The organism is Streptomyces sp. WZ.A104 (assembly GCF_002382885.1).
Classification (GTDB): Bacteria; Actinomycetota; Actinomycetes; order Streptomycetales; family Streptomycetaceae; genus Streptomyces.
On the sequence record NZ_NWVL01000039.1, the window covers coordinates 1 to 13,741 of the forward strand.

Genomic DNA, 13,741 nt, shown 5'->3' on the forward strand with positions numbered 1-13,741 from the left:
GGCGGCCAGGTGGCCAGAACCATCAAGGGCAACCGCATGAAAGCCATACCCGGCGTCTCTGGGTCTCTGGACCTTACGACGGCCCGTCCAACCCACGAACAAGGTAGGACCGCATGAGCGACAACGCCGGCCGCGACGAGCAGCTGACCGTGGTGCACCTGGTCCGTCACGGCGAGGTGCACAACCCCGAGGGCGTCCTCTACGGCCGGCGCCCCGGCTACCACCTCTCCGACCTCGGCCGGAAGATGGCCGACCGGGTCTCCGAGCACCTGGAGCGGCGCGACATCACCCATGTCGTCGCCTCCCCGCTGGAGCGCGCCCAGGAGACGGCCGCCCCGGTCGCCAAGGCGCACGGCCTGGACCTGGCCACCGACGCCCGGCTGATCGAGGCCGCCAACGTCTTCGAGGGCAAGACCTTCGGCGTCGGTGACGGGGCGCTGCGCAAGCCGGAGAACTGGAAGCACCTCACCAACCCGTTCAAGCCGTCCTGGGGTGAGCCGTACGTCGAGCAGGTCGTCCGCATGATGGGTGCGCTCGACGCCGCCAAGGACGCGGCGCGCGGGCACGAGGCGGTCTGCGTCAGCCACCAGCTGCCGATCTGGATCGTCCGCTCCTTCGTGGAGCGCCGACGGCTCTGGCACGACCCGCGCAAGCGCCAGTGCACGCTGGCCTCGCTGACCAGCTTCACCTACCGGGGCGACACGATCGTCTCGGTCGGCTACTCGGAGCCCGCCCGGGACCTGGTGCCCGCGCATCTGCTGGCTGGGGCCAAGCCGGTGAAGGGGAAGCCGGGGCAGTCCAAGGCGTTCGGGGCGTAGCCCGACGCCTCCGGGGGCCGACGAGATCGGACGTCACGGGACCGGCTGCCGCGAGCTGCGGCGGCCGGTCCCGTCCTCGTTGCCGGGTGCGGCGGGAAAGCGCACCGAACGCGAAGGCAGGTCAAGTCCTGGGCTGCGGCCGCCCGCACCGGCACCCCCTCGTCGAACCGCTCGACGGCGATCCCGGCCATCGCGCCGTCACCTTCCTGTGGCGCGCCCACCGATCCCGTACGGCTTCAGCGGCTGCTGCCGGCGCTGCCGGCGCACGGCGTCGCCGACCCGCTCAACCTCCATCGCCTGCCGGTGCGCCGGCGGTCCGTCGCTCTCACCGGGATGGCGGCCCGGCGGCCGGGGGCTGGGAGCCCGGCGGCATCGTCCACCTCGACATCGGACCGCACGACGGGACCGCGTCGGCCGAACACGGCGAGGCCCTCGTATCCGTACTGCGCGCCCGGGGCACCGGGTCACCCGTGATACCCACAACGGCGGCCGCGACCACGCCTGTTGGCAGGGGTTCCTGGCCGACACGCTGGTGGAGGCCTTCCGCCAGGGGCGCCCCGCGAGGGACGGCGGTCAGGGCGCATGAGCTCCCCGGGACGGGGAAGTCGAACGGCGGGGCGACTCCCGGACATGTGCTCGGGCGGTGACCGGAACGGCACGGGCCTCCCAGCGCGTCCTTCCGCAGGAGTGGGCGCAAGGTGACGGGGCCGGACAGCGGTGACAGGGCCGGACAGCAAGGTAAAGCGTAAAGAAAGTCCTTAAATGTGCGGAACCGTCGTGTTGACCACCTCATCTAACCCTTCAGTAGTTTGTATGTCCTTGAGATAAAACGACCGCAGATGGGGACGGCATGCGCGACATCAATCGAAGGGGGCTGCTCGGAGCCGGACTCGGGGCCGCGGCCGCGATCGGACTCGCCGGCTGCGGGGCCTCGGGTTCCTCCGGAGGCGACAGGTCCGGTCAGGGCGGCGGCAAGGGGGACACGGGCACCGGAGGCAACGGGGGCGGAAACGGTTCTCCGAAGGACAGGGTCCGGCTGATCGGTGACGGCTCCACCGCCGACACCGGCAAGCAGCCGCACCAGCCCTCCGCGCCCGTTCCGCTCGAACCCGGCCAGAAGCCCCCGCAGTTCGTGATCTTTTCCTGGGACGGTGCGGGCGAGGTCGGCAACGGTCTCTTCCCGCGCTTTCTCGACCTGGCCAAGGAACACGACGCGGCCATGACCTTCTTCCTCTCCGGGATCTATCTCCTGCCCGAGTCGAAGAAATCCCTCTACCGTCCGCCGAACAATCCCCGCGGCGCTTCCGACATCGGCTATCTCACCGACGGCCACGTCAAGGACACGCTGAAGTACGTGCGTCAGGCGTGGCTCGACGGTCATGAGATCGGCACACACTTCAACGGCCATTTCTGCGGCGGTTCCGGATCGGTGGAGCGCTGGACGCCCGCCCAATGGCGCAGCGAGATCGATCAGGCTGTGTCCTTCGTCACGGAATGGCGGACCAACACCGGCTGGGAGAACGAGGACCCGCTCCCGTTCGACTACCGCAAGGAACTGGTCGGCGGCCGCACCCCCTGCCTGCTCGGCCAGGACAATCTGCTGCCGACCGCGAAGAAGCTGGGCTGGCGCTACGACGCCAGCTCGCCCGGCGGCCGCCAGACCTGGCCCGTGAAGCGCGGCGGGATCTGGGACCTCCCGCTCCAGGCGATGCCGTTCCCCGGGCACTCCTTCGAGGTGCTCTCGATGGACTACAACATCCTCGCCAATCAGTCGAAGAATTCGACGAAGGGCATGCCCTCGCGTTATCCCGGCTGGCGCACCCAGGCGACCGGGGCCTATCTCGCCGGTTTCCAGCGCGCGTACGCGTCGAATCGCGCACCGTTCTTCATCGGCAACCACTTCGAGGAGTGGAACGGCGGCATCTACATGGACGCCGTAGAAGAAGTGATCAAGAAAGTCGCGGGCAAGGAGGACGTGCGCCTCGTCTCGTTCCGGCAGTTCGTCGACTGGCTCGACGTCCAGGACCCCGCCGTGCTCGCCAAGCTCCGCACGCTGGACGTCGGACAGTCGCCCGCCGGTGGCTGGAACTCCTTCTTTAAACAAGCTTGACAAGGGGCTTTACGGGCACTGAGGGGGGCGCGGGAGATCGCCGGAACTGCCATGCGAAACTTTTCACATGAGCTTTGGCCGCGCGTCCCGACGCCGCTTCACCCTGCTCGCCGCCACCGCCGTGGCCGGTGCCCTGACGCTGTCCGCGTGCGGGGACGGCAACAGGGCCGGGGGTGGCGGCAACACCAACTTCGTCGCCGGCAGCGGGGGTATCTCCACCGTCGCCAGGAGCGAGCGGGTCGCGGCTCCGAAGCTGGCGGGCAACGGGCTGGACGGCAAGCCGCTCGACCTCGCCGACTACCGGGGCAAGGTCATCGTCCTCAACGTCTGGGGCTCCTGGTGCGGCCCCTGCCGACTTGAGGCGAAGTACTTCGCCAAGGTCTCCGAGGAGACGAAGGACCAGGGCGTCCAGTTCGTGGGGATAAACACCCGGGACGCCCAGCGGGACGCCGCGGTGAACTTCGAGAAGGACTACGGGATCACCTACCCGAGCTTCTTCGACCCGATCGGCAAGCTCATCCTCCGCTTCCCCAAGGGCACCTTGAACCCGCAGGCCATCCCGTCCACCGTGGTCATCGACCGGGACGGGAAGATCGCGGCCCGCACGCTCCAGGCGCTCGACGCTGACGAGCTGCACAAGATGATCGACCCGATCATCGCGGAGAAGTGATCAGGTGACCACGCTCGCCGCGGCCAACGAGACCGTGATGAGCGGGACCCTGCTGGTGTCCCTGCCCATCGCGCTGCTGGCCGGTCTCGTCTCCTTCTTCTCGCCCTGTGTGCTGCCGCTCGTCCCCGGCTATCTGAGTTACGTCACCGGGGTCACCGGCACCGACCTGGCCGAGGCCCGGCGCGGCCGGATCGTGACGGGCGCCACGCTCTTCGTCCTCGGCTTCACCGTCGTCTTCGTCTCGGGCGGGGCGCTGTTCGGCTTCTTCGGCCGGGAGCTCCAGATGCACGCCGAGGTGATCAACAAGGTCCTCGGCGTGCTGATGATCCTCATGGGGGTCTTCTTCATGGGCTTCCTGCCGGGCGTGACGCAGCGCGAGTTCCGCATCCACAAGCGGCCGGTGAGCGGACTGGCGGGCGCGCCGCTGCTGGGTGCCCTCTTCGGGATCGGCTGGACGCCCTGCATGGGCCCGACGTTCGCCGCCGTGAGCACGCTCGCGTTCAACGAGGGCACCGCCGGGCGCGGCGCGATACTGACCGTCGCGTACTGTCTCGGACTCGGCGTCCCGTTCGTTCTGGCCGCGGTCGCCTTCCGCAAGGCGCTCGGCGCGTTCGGCTGGGTCAAGCGCCACTACGCCTGGGTCATGCGGATCGGCGGCGGCATGATGATCGTGACCGGAATCCTGCTGCTGACCGGGGCGTGGGCCACGCTCATGCAGCAGATGCAGAGCTGGTCCAGCGGCTTCGTTGTGGGGATCTGAGTTCATGAGCAACGCGAACAGCACCGACGAGCGGGAGCGCGCGGACGAGGGGGAGCAGGGGTCCGCCCACGGCGCGGCCGGCGACCGGCTCTCCACCGCACCCCGCGAGGAGCGGCCGGAGACCGACACCGGGGCCGGTGTGCCCGCGATGGGGGTGATCGGCTGGGCCCGCTGGTTCTGGCGCCAGCTCACCTCGATGCGGGTCGCGCTGATCCTGCTCTTCCTGCTCTCCCTCGGCGCGATTCCGGGATCGCTGATCCCGCAGACCAGCGTCGACGAGGTGAAGGTGCAGGCCTTCAAGGACCAGCACGCCACGCTCACCCCGATCTACGAGAAGCTCCAGCTCTTCGACGTCTACAGCTCGGTGTGGTTCTCCGCGATCTACATCCTGCTGTTCGTCTCGCTCATCGGCTGCATCGTGCCGCGCACCGGCCAGTTCGTCGGCCAGCTGCGCAGCCGCCCGCCGGGCGCCCCGAAGCGGCTGACCCGGCTGCCCGCCTACACCACCTGGCGCACCGAGGCGGAGCCCGAGGAGGTCCGCGAGGCGGCCCTCCTGGCCCTGCGCGGGCGTCGGTTCCGCTCGCACGAGGTGGGCGACGCGGTCGCCGCCGAGAAGGGCTACCTCCGCGAGGCCGGGAACCTGGTCTTCCACCTCGCCCTGATCGTGATGCTGATCGCCTTCGCCGCGGGCCAGCTCTTCAAGTCCGAGGGCGGCAAGCTGATCGTCGAGGGCGACGGGTTCTCCAACACGCTCACCCAGTACGACGACTTCAGGTCCGGCTCGCTGTACGACTCCGACTCGCTGGCCCCGTTCAGCTTCGTGCTCGACGAGTTCGTCGGTACGTACGAGGAGAGCGGCCCCCAGCGCGGCACCCCGCGGACCTTCGAGGCCCGGGTGACGTACACCGAGGGAGCCGAGGGGCCCGAGCGCAAGGCCGTCATCAAGGTCAACGAGCCGCTCGTCGTGGACGGCACCAAGGTCTATCTGATCGCCCACGGCTACGCGCCCGTCGTCACCGTCCGGGACGCCAAGGGCGAGGTCGTCTCGCGCAGCGCCGTGCCGCTGCTGCCGATCGACAACAACATCACCTCGACCGGCGCGATCAAGGTGATGGACGGCTACCGGGACAAGACCGGCGAGAAGACCCAGCTGGGCTTCAAGGCGTTCTTCGTGCCGACCTTCGCGGGGCAGGGCAAGGGCCAGATGTTCTCGCAGTTCCCGGGCCTGCAGTTCCCGGTGCTGGCGCTCAGCGCCTACCACGGCTCCCTGGGCGTCGACTCCGGTCTCGCGCAGAACGTCTACCAGCTCGACACGTCCAAGATGAAGCAGTTCAAGGACGAGGACGGCGAACTGCTCAAGAAGATGCTGATGCCCGGCGAGAAGCTGGAACTGTCCGACGGCGCCGGATCGATCACCTTCGAGGGCGTCGAGGAGTGGGCCAGCTTCCAGATCTCGCAGCAGCCGGGCAACGGCTGGGCGCTCACCGGATCCGTCGCCGCCATCGCCGGACTCGCCGGATCGCTGTTCATCCAGCGCCGCCGGGTGTGGGTGCGGGCGGTCCGGGGCGCGGACGGCGTCACCGTCGTGGAGATGGCGGGCCTGGGCCGCAGCGAGTCCGCGCGGCTCCCCCAGGAACTGGGCGACCTCGCGGCCGCCCTGATCACGACGGCGCCGGTCGCCCAGGAGAAACCTGCCGCGCCCGACGCCACCCACGAGGCCGGGAGCCGGCCCGTACACCCTGCCGAAGCACCTGCCGAAGGGGCTGAGAAGTGAATCTCGCCGCCGCGACCAACCAGAGCCTGGCGGATATCAGCAATGTGCTGGTCTATTCGTCGATGGCCGTCTACACCCTGGCCTTCTTCGCGCACATCGCGGAGTGGGTCCTCGGCAGCCGCAGCAAGGTCGGCCGCACCGCCGCCGCACTGTCCGGCTCCGGAGCCGGTGCTTCCGCCGACGCTTCCCCCGTGAGCGCGCAGGCCGGCGGTACGGCCGTGCTGGAGCGGCCCAAGGTCGTCACCCGCGCGGTCTCCGGTGCGCGGGACGTGCCCGACGGCCCGGGGGCGGCGGGCGGTACGTTCAAGGGCGACCTGTGGGGGCGGATCGCGGTCTCGCTGACCGTGGTGGCGTTCCTCGTCGAGGCGGGCGGCGTCCTCACCCGCGCCCTCTCCGTACAGCGGGCCCCCTGGGCCAACATGTACGAGTTCTCGATCACCTTCTCCACCGTGGCGGTCGGCTCCTACCTGGTGCTGCTCGCGCTGGGGAAGAACGCCCGCTGGATCGGCCTTCCGCTGGTCACCACGGTCCTGCTGGACCTCGGCCTCGCGACGACGGTCCTCTACACCGACAGCGACCAGCTGGTACCCGCGCTGGACTCGTTCTGGCTGTGGATCCACGTCTCGACCGCCATCATCTGCGGCGCCGTCTTCTACCTCGGCGCGGTCGGCACGGTCCTCTACCTCTTCCGCGACAGCTACGAGACCAAGCTCGCATCCGGCGGCACGCCCGGGAAGTTCGCCACCTCCGTCCTGGAGCGGCTGCCGTCGGCGTCCTCGCTGGACAAGTTCGCGTACCGGATCAATGCGGCGGTCTTCCCGCTGTGGACGTTCACGATCATCGCCGGCGCGATCTGGGCGGGCGACGCCTGGGGCCGGTACTGGGGCTGGGACCCCAAGGAGGTCTGGTCCTTCATCACCTGGGTCGCCTACGCCGCTTACCTGCACGCCCGCGCCACGGCCGGGTGGAAGGGCCGCAAGGCCGCCTACCTGGCCCTCGTCGCCTTCGCCTGCTGGCTGTTCAACTACTACGGCGTGAACATCTTCGTCTCCGGCCTGCACTCCTACGCGGGGGTCTGAGGCCCGTCCCGCCGCAACGGAGAACGGCCCCCGGGAGGACGCGGGTCCTCCCGGGGGCCGTTCCGTGTCTCCGGTGCCGTACCCCGCCAGGTCAGGGCGTGGCGGGCGGGGCCGTGTCGTCGGGGCCCGTGCTGCGTTCGCGGCGGATGCGGTCCTTCTCGGCGTCGCTCTCCGCGTCCGGCCGCGGCGCCTCCGGCTGCGGAGTCTTCGGCTCGGCGGCGTCCTTCCCGCCCCCGCCGCCGTCGTCCTTGCCGCTGTCGCCCTTCGGGCTGTCACCCTTGAGCGACTTCAGGAAGTCGGGGTTGTCGTCCGGGGCCACCCACTGCGTCCGCCTGCCGCGCTGCCACGAGGAGGGCGCGCCGACCCCGGCCGCCCCGTGCCGCACCTTTCCGGCCGCGATCCAGCCGATCGAGCCGACGACCCAGAAAAGCAGGATGATGAAGACCCAGGCGATCTTCGGCAGGTGCTTCGTCTCCTCCTCGGGGGTGTTCAGGCAGTCGATGAAGGCGTAGATCATCAGAGCCATCGGCACGAGGATCATCAGGGCTCTCATGGTGCGTCCCCCAGGAAGTGGCGGTGGGGCGAGATGCGTCCCCGGTGTCGCGGCCAGGGTACCGGCTCCGCGCCGAGGATCCGGGGCCCGTCGGCGGGGAGCCCGGGCGGGGCGGCGCGGGCGGGGATGACAAACTGGACCGCATGGCTTACGACGATCTTCGCTCCCTGCTCCGGGCTCTCGAACGCGACGGTGATCTCAAGCGCATCAAGGTCGAGGTCGACCCCCACCTGGAAGTCGGTGAGATCGTCGACCGGGTCAACAAGGCCGGCGGCCCCGCCCTGTTGTTCGAGAACGTCAAGGGGTCCTCGATGCCCCTGGCCATGAACGTCTTCGGCACCGACCGGCGCCTGCTCAAGGCGCTCGGGCTGAAGTCGTACAGCGAGATCAGCGACAAGATCGGCGGGCTGCTCAAGCCGGAGCTGCCGCATGGCTTCGTCGGGGTGCGGGAGGCCTTCGGGAAGCTCGGCTCGATGGTGCACGTGCCGCCGAAGAAGGTGAAGTCCTCCGACGCGCCGGTCCAGGAAGTGGTACTGACCGGCGACGACGTCGACCTGGACCGGCTGCCCGCGCTGTTCACCTGGCCCGAGGACGGCGGATCGTTCTTCAACCTGGGCCTGACCCACACGAAGCACCCCGAGAACGGCGTACGGAACCTGGGTCTCTACCGGCTCCAGCGCCACGACAAGCGCACCATCGGGATGCACTGGCAGATCCACAAGGACAGCGCCAACCACTACCAGGTCGCCGCCCGGCGCGGCGAGCGGCTGCCCGTCGCCATCGCGTTCGGCTGCCCGCCCGCCGTGACGTACGCCTCCACCGCCCCGCTGCCCGGGGACATCGACGAATATCTCTTCGCCGGGTTCATCCAGGGCAAGCGGATCGAGATGGTCGACTGCAAGACCGTGCCGCTCCAGGTCCCCGCGCAGGCGGAGGTCGTCATCGAGGGCTGGCTGGAACCGGGCGAGATGCTCCCCGAGGGCCCGTTCGGGGACCACACCGGCTTCTACACCCCGCAGGAACCGTTCCCCGCGCTGACCATCGACTGCGTCACCATGCGCAAGCGGCCGCTGCTCCAGTCCATCGTGGTGGGCCGCCCGCCGACCGAGGACGGGCCGCTGGGCCGGGCCACGGAGCGGTTCTTCCTGCCGCTGCTGAAGATCGTCGTGCCGGACATCGTGGACTACCACCTGCCGGAGTCGGCGAGCTTCCACAACTGCGCGATCGTCTCGATCGACAAGAAGTACCCGAAGCACGCCCAGAAGGTGATGAGCGCGATCTGGGGCGCGCACATGATGTCGCTGACCAAGCTGATCGTGGTGGTGGACGCGGACTGCGACGTCCACGATCTGAACGAGGTCGCCTGGCGGGCGCTCGGCAACACCGACTACGCCCGTGACCTCACGGTCGTCGAAGGCCCGGTCGACCACCTGGACCACGCCTCGTACCAGCAGTTCTGGGGCGGCAAGGCGGGCATCGACGCCACCCGGAAGCTGCCCACGGAGGGCTACACCCGGGACGGGGGCTGGCCGGAGATGGTCGTCTCCGACCCGGAGACGGCGGCGAAGGTCGACCGCCGCTGGAAGGAGTACGGGCTGTGAGCAGCGCGGCGGAGGCGGCGGCGTCCGTACCCGGTTCCGCGCCCTCGGGCAGCAAGGTCAAGTCGTTCCTCCGGCTCGTGATGATCGAGCACTCGGTCTTCGCGCTGCCCTTCGCCTACATCGCCGCGCTGACCGCGATGTTCCGGCTGGACGGCACCATCGGCTGGGGTGTCCTGCTGCTCGTCACGCTGGCGATGGTGGGGCTGCGGACCTTCGCGATGGCCGCCAACCGGATCATCGACCGGGAGATCGACGCCCGTAACCCGCGCACCGCGGGCCGGGAGCTGGTGACCGGTGCGGTGTCGGTGAAGTCCGCGTGGACCGGGGCGCTCGTCGCGCTCGCCGTCTTCCTCGGCGCCGCCGCCCTGCTCAACCCGCTCTGCCTGGCGCTCGCGCCGCTGGCCGTCGTGCCGATGGTGGTCTACCCGTACGGCAAGCGGTTCACGAACTTCCCGCACGCGATCCTGGGCCTCGCGCAGGCCATCGGGCCGGTCGGCGCGTGGCTCGCGGTGACCGGCAGCTGGTCGTGGGACGCGGTGATCCTCGGGCTCGCCGTGGGGATCTGGATCGGCGGCTTCGACCTGATCTTCGCCTGCCAGGACGTCCAGGCCGACCGGGCCCACGGGGTGCTGTCCTTCCCGGCCCGCTTCGGCATCCCGGCCGCGCTCTGGGGTGCGCGGGTCTGTCATGTGATCACGACCGGGCTGCTGGTCTGGTTCGGGCTGGCCACGGACGCCGAGTTCTTCTACTGGACGGGCATGGTGATCGTCGCGGTGGCGTTCGTCTACGAGCACCGCGTCGTGCGGCCGCACGACCTGTCCCGGCTGAACCGTGCGTTCTTCTCGGTGAACGGCTTCATCGGCATCGCGCTCTTCGCCTGCGCGCTGCTGGACCTGCTGGTGCGCGGCCTCACCCCGTGAGGCCTCACCTGTAGGGCGTTACCCCGTGAGGCTTCTCAGACCGTGACCAGGTTGTCCCGGGGCCCGGGCGGGCGGCGGAAGAAGAAGGCCGCCGCCACTCCGCCGGCCAGGCCGAACAGGTGCCCCTGCCAGCTGACGCCCGAGTCGGTGGGCAGGACGCCCCACAGCAGGGAGCCGTAGACCACGGCGACGCCGATGCCTATGAGGACGTCCCAGGGGCGGCGGTCCACGAAGCCCCGGACCAGCAGATAGCCCAGCAGCCCGAAGACGACGCCGGACGCGCCGAGCGTCACCGTGTACGCCGGGGCGGTCAGCCAGACGCCGACGCCGCTGATCACGATGATCGTCGCGACGACGGCGGCGAACCGGCGCAGCCCGCCCAGGGCGGCTATGAAGCCGAGGACCAGCAGCGGGACGCTGTTGGAGGCGACATGCTCCCAGCCGCTGTGCAGGAAGGCGGCGGGCACCACATCGCGCAGCTCCGCGATCTCGCGGGGGCTGATGCCGTAGGTGTCCAGGGCGTGCCCGGTCATCACGTCGATGCCTTCGAGCAGCCAGAGCAGGGCCACCCAGCTCACCATCAGGATGCCTGCGGTCAGCGCGCGTGCGCCGCCGGTCGTGGCGGAACTCGTGTCGCGGCCGGTGGTCCAGTAATCGCCCATGGTCTGCCCCTGCCCCCGGGTTGCCCGTCATCCGTTGAACGTCCGGGGCCGCCGCCCGGTTCCGGGTGCGGGGCGCCGCGGTGCGCCGGATAGGCTCGCAGATGTGGAATCCGGGACATCAGTGACTCATCAACAGCGGCGGCCTTGGATTGTCGGGGTGTCCGGCGCTTCGGGGACCCCGTTCGCGGCGGCCGTGCTGCGCGGGCTTCTCGCGGCCGGCGAGAGCGTCGATCTGGTGGTGAGCCGGGCCTCGCGGCTCACCCTGCTGGACGAGACCGCCATCGCTTTCCGGGACGGGCACTGGCGCGAGGACCTCGCAACCTGGCTGGCGCGGGGCGCGGACGGGAAGCCGGACGCGTTCGCGGTGGGCGGCGCGGAGCTGGAGCGCGTACGCCACTGGCCCGCCGGGGATCTGGCGGCCGGGCCGTCCTCCGGGTCGTACCCCGCGAAGGGGATGCTCATCGTGCCGGCCTCGACGGCCTGTGTGGCCGGAGTGGCGCTCGGTCTGTCGAAGGATCTGCTCCAGCGGGCCGCGAGCGTGACGCTCAAGGAGCGCCGCCCGCTCGTCGTCGCGGTGCGCGAGACCCCGCTGAGCGGCCAGACGCTGAAGCAGATGGTGGCCCTGGACGAGGCGGGCGCGGTCGTGCTGCCCGCCTCTCCGGCGTTCTACGCGGGCGCGACGCACATCCAGGACCTGGTGGACTTCGTCGCGGGGCGGGTGCTGGACGCGGCAGGCGTGCCGCACCGGCTGTACCGCCGCTGGGAAGGAGAGCTCGGTGGCGGCTCCCGCAGCGCTCAGGACCTGTAGGTCCGGGTCGGCCGGGTCAGCGCTTCTTGGACGGGCGCGGGGCGCGGGTCTTGTCGACGCGGTGGGCGGCGGCGGGCTGGTGGGCACGCGAGCGGTTGGCCAGGTCCTGCAGCTCGCGCATCCGGGCGTAGGCCATCTCGATCGTGTACACGGTGAAGTTCACTCCTGAAGATTCGAAAGCGTTTCTTGGATGTTCTAGAAGATTTGCAGGGTCGAAGCCCTGCATGCCTTAGATTCTACACGTAAACTCGCGGTACTGCTGAACAATGGAAGGTTTCAGGCATATGGACGCGGTGGACAGGCAGCTCATCCAGGCCCTCAGGGAGAACGGCAGGGCCTCGTACGCCGAGCTGGGGCGGCTCGTGGGGCTCTCCGGCCCCAGCGTCACCGACCGCATCAATCGGCTGGAAACCGCCGGTGTCATCACCGGTTACCGCGCCACCGTCGACTCCGCCTCGCTGGGGCTCGGAGTCACCGCGCTCATCGGGATCTCGCTCTCGGACGCCGCCGACCACGAGGACGTGGCGCGCCGGCTGAAGGACCTCGCGGAGATCGAGGACTGCTGGTTCATCGCGGGCGACGACTCGTACATGCTCAAGGTGCGCATCGGAGACGTGGACGGTCTGGAGAAGACGATCCGCCGCCTGAGCGGGACGAAGGGCGTCTCCCGGACCCGTACCACGATCGTGCTCTCCACCAAGTGGGAGAACCGGGTCGGGGAACTTCCCGAGGAGTCGTAGGCGTACCGTTGGGCGGAGTCTGTTGTACGGAGATATGGGAGGCGCCCTAGTGGACGCGGGACTCAAGCGCGAGCTGGAGGAGAAGGTCCGGGCCGGCGAGCGGCTGACCCGCGAGGACGGGATCGCCCTCTACGAGTCCGACGACCTGGCGTGGCTCGGCGGGCTGGCGCACGAGGTGCGCACGCGCAAGAACGGCGACGTGGTGCACTTCAACGTCAACCGTCACCTCAACATGACCAACGTGTGCACCGCCTCGTGCGCGTACTGCTCGTTCCAGCGCAAGCCGGGCGAGAAGGACGCGTACACGATGCGCATCGAGGAGGCCGTCCGCCTCGCCAAGGCGATGGAGGGCGAGAACCTCACCGAGCTGCACATCGTCAACGGACTCCACCCCTCCCTGCCGTGGCGCTACTACCCGCGCTCGCTCAGCGCGCTGAAGGAAGCCCTGCCGAACGTCGCGCTGAAGGCGTTCACGGCGACGGAGATCCATCACTTCGAGACGATCTCCGGCCTCACCGCCTCCGAGATCCTCGACGAGCTGATCGAGGCCGGTCTCGAATCGCTGACCGGCGGCGGCGCGGAGATCTTCGACTGGGAGGTCCGCCAGCACATCGTCGACCACCGCACCCACTGGGAGGACTGGTCGCGCATCCACCGCCTCGCGCACGAGAAGGGGCTCAAGACCCCCTCGACGATGCTGTACGGGCACATCGAGGAGCCCCGGCACCGCGTCGACCACGTGCTGCGGCTGCGCGAGATGCAGGACGAGACCGGCGGCTTCCAGGTCTTCATCCCGCTGCGCTACCAGCACGACTTCGTCGACATGAAGGACGGCAAGGTCCGCAACAAGCTCCAGGCGCGGACGACGATGGCGACCGGCGCCGAGGCGCTGAAGACCTTCGCGGTCTCCCGGCTGCTGTTCGACAACGTGCCGCACGTCAAGGTGTTCTGGGTGATGCACGGTGTGCAGACCGCCCAGCTCGCCCTCCAGCACGGCGCGGACGACATGGACGGCTCGGTCGTCGAGTACAAGATCACGCACGACGCCGACGACTTCGGTACGCCGAACAAGCTCGGCCGTGAGGACCTGCTGGACCTGATCCGCGACGCCGGTTTCCGGCCGGTGGAGCGGAACACCCGGTACGAGATCCTGCGCGAGTACCCGGGCCCCGACGCGGACCGGCGCGAGTCCCCGCAGCCGATGCGGGTCTGAGGCGCACGCCCCCTGCTCGTCCCCGCAAGCCCC

Annotated in this window: 14 protein-coding genes; 11 read left to right on the top strand and 3 right to left on the bottom strand. The window is 69.6% G+C overall.

What is annotated here, in order from left to right:
• Positions 1 to 113: 113 nt before the first annotated feature.
• The 6 genes from CIB93_RS21040 (at position 114) to ccsB (ending at position 7,211) form a co-directional block, all read left to right on the top strand.
• Positions 114 to 818, top strand: a complete 705-nt coding sequence (locus CIB93_RS21040) for a histidine phosphatase family protein (RefSeq protein WP_096628890.1) — start codon at positions 114 to 116, stop codon at positions 816 to 818.
• An 850-nt stretch (positions 819 to 1,668) separates the two neighbouring features.
• A complete protein-coding gene (locus CIB93_RS21050; protein ID WP_096628892.1) occupies positions 1,669 to 2,928 on the top strand; it encodes a hypothetical protein in 1,260 nt (419 codons plus the stop codon).
• Positions 2,929 to 2,995: 67 nt separating this feature from the next.
• On the top strand, positions 2,996 to 3,598 hold the full coding sequence (locus CIB93_RS21055) for a TlpA disulfide reductase family protein (protein WP_096628893.1): 603 nt from the start codon (positions 2,996 to 2,998) through the stop codon (positions 3,596 to 3,598).
• Positions 3,599 to 3,635: 37 nt separating this feature from the next.
• Entirely contained in the window at positions 3,636 to 4,358 is a 723-nt protein-coding gene (locus CIB93_RS21060) for a cytochrome c biogenesis CcdA family protein (protein WP_096628974.1), read from the top strand.
• A gap of 4 nt (positions 4,359 to 4,362) precedes the next feature.
• Entirely contained in the window at positions 4,363 to 6,132 is a 1,770-nt protein-coding gene (locus tag CIB93_RS21065) for a cytochrome c biogenesis protein ResB (protein ID WP_096628895.1), read from the top strand.
• The gene (gene ccsB / locus CIB93_RS21070) at positions 6,129 to 7,211 is read left to right on the top strand and encodes a c-type cytochrome biogenesis protein CcsB (RefSeq protein WP_096628896.1); all 1,083 of its coding nucleotides are present in this window, start codon (positions 6,129 to 6,131) and stop codon (positions 7,209 to 7,211) included. The genes CIB93_RS21065 and ccsB overlap by 4 nt, the downstream gene beginning before the upstream one ends.
• A gap of 91 nt (positions 7,212 to 7,302) precedes the next feature.
• On the opposite strand, the gene CIB93_RS21075 is transcribed toward ccsB, so the two are convergent.
• Positions 7,303 to 7,764 (bottom strand): PLD nuclease N-terminal domain-containing protein, encoded by a 462-nt coding sequence (locus CIB93_RS21075; protein ID WP_096628898.1) that lies wholly within the window; start codon positions 7,762 to 7,764, stop codon positions 7,303 to 7,305.
• 143 nt (positions 7,765 to 7,907) lie between these two features.
• Between CIB93_RS21075 and CIB93_RS21080 the strand changes: the two genes are divergently transcribed.
• Positions 7,908 to 9,365: a menaquinone biosynthesis decarboxylase gene (locus CIB93_RS21080; protein WP_096628976.1), complete on the top strand. Its 1,458-nt coding sequence runs from the start codon at positions 7,908 to 7,910 to the stop codon at positions 9,363 to 9,365.
• Positions 9,362 to 10,285 (top strand): menaquinone biosynthesis prenyltransferase MqnP, encoded by a 924-nt coding sequence (mqnP, locus tag CIB93_RS21085; RefSeq protein ID WP_096628899.1) that lies wholly within the window; start codon positions 9,362 to 9,364, stop codon positions 10,283 to 10,285. Before CIB93_RS21080 ends, mqnP begins: the two co-directional genes overlap by 4 nt.
• 35 nt (positions 10,286 to 10,320) lie before the next feature.
• Here mqnP and CIB93_RS21090 read toward each other — a convergent pair whose 3' ends face one another.
• Entirely contained in the window at positions 10,321 to 10,947 is a 627-nt protein-coding gene (locus CIB93_RS21090; protein WP_096628901.1) for a rhomboid family intramembrane serine protease, read from the bottom strand.
• 121 nt (positions 10,948 to 11,068) lie between these two features.
• Between CIB93_RS21090 and CIB93_RS21095 the strand changes: the two genes are divergently transcribed.
• The gene (locus tag CIB93_RS21095; protein ID WP_096628902.1) at positions 11,069 to 11,755 is read left to right on the top strand and encodes a UbiX family flavin prenyltransferase; all 687 of its coding nucleotides are present in this window, start codon (positions 11,069 to 11,071) and stop codon (positions 11,753 to 11,755) included.
• 16 nt (positions 11,756 to 11,771) lie between these two features.
• Here the strand turns inward: CIB93_RS21095 and CIB93_RS38015 are convergent, their stop codons facing one another.
• The gene (locus tag CIB93_RS38015; protein WP_179500185.1) at positions 11,772 to 11,918 is read right to left on the bottom strand and encodes a hypothetical protein; all 147 of its coding nucleotides are present in this window, start codon (positions 11,916 to 11,918) and stop codon (positions 11,772 to 11,774) included.
• Positions 11,919 to 12,039: 121 nt separating this feature from the next.
• Here CIB93_RS38015 and CIB93_RS21100 point away from each other — a divergent pair, with 121 nt between their 5' ends.
• Together CIB93_RS21100 and mqnE are read left to right on the top strand one after the other, a co-directional pair.
• Positions 12,040 to 12,495, top strand: a complete 456-nt coding sequence (locus tag CIB93_RS21100) for an Lrp/AsnC family transcriptional regulator (protein ID WP_096628904.1) — start codon at positions 12,040 to 12,042, stop codon at positions 12,493 to 12,495.
• Positions 12,496 to 12,544: 49 nt separating this feature from the next.
• On the top strand, positions 12,545 to 13,708 hold the full coding sequence (gene mqnE / locus CIB93_RS21105) for an aminofutalosine synthase MqnE (RefSeq protein ID WP_096628905.1): 1,164 nt from the start codon (positions 12,545 to 12,547) through the stop codon (positions 13,706 to 13,708).
• Positions 13,709 to 13,741: the final 33 nt, after the last annotated feature.

Coding starts and splice junctions, on each gene's coding strand:
- CIB93_RS21040 (WP_096628890.1), top strand. CDS start 114: ATGAGCGACAACGCCGGCCGCGACGAGCAGCTGACCGTGGTGCACCTG.
- CIB93_RS21050 (WP_096628892.1), top strand. CDS start 1,669: ATGCGCGACATCAATCGAAGGGGGCTGCTCGGAGCCGGACTCGGGGCC.
- CIB93_RS21055 (WP_096628893.1), top strand. CDS start 2,996: ATGAGCTTTGGCCGCGCGTCCCGACGCCGCTTCACCCTGCTCGCCGCC.
- CIB93_RS21060 (WP_096628974.1), top strand. CDS start 3,636: ATGAGCGGGACCCTGCTGGTGTCCCTGCCCATCGCGCTGCTGGCCGGT.
- CIB93_RS21065 (WP_096628895.1), top strand. CDS start 4,363: ATGAGCAACGCGAACAGCACCGACGAGCGGGAGCGCGCGGACGAGGGG.
- CIB93_RS21075 (WP_096628898.1), bottom strand. CDS start 7,764: ATGAGAGCCCTGATGATCCTCGTGCCGATGGCTCTGATGATCTACGCC.
- CIB93_RS21080 (WP_096628976.1), top strand. CDS start 7,908: ATGGCTTACGACGATCTTCGCTCCCTGCTCCGGGCTCTCGAACGCGAC.
- CIB93_RS21090 (WP_096628901.1), bottom strand. CDS start 10,947: ATGGGCGATTACTGGACCACCGGCCGCGACACGAGTTCCGCCACGACC.
- CIB93_RS21100 (WP_096628904.1), top strand. CDS start 12,040: ATGGACGCGGTGGACAGGCAGCTCATCCAGGCCCTCAGGGAGAACGGC.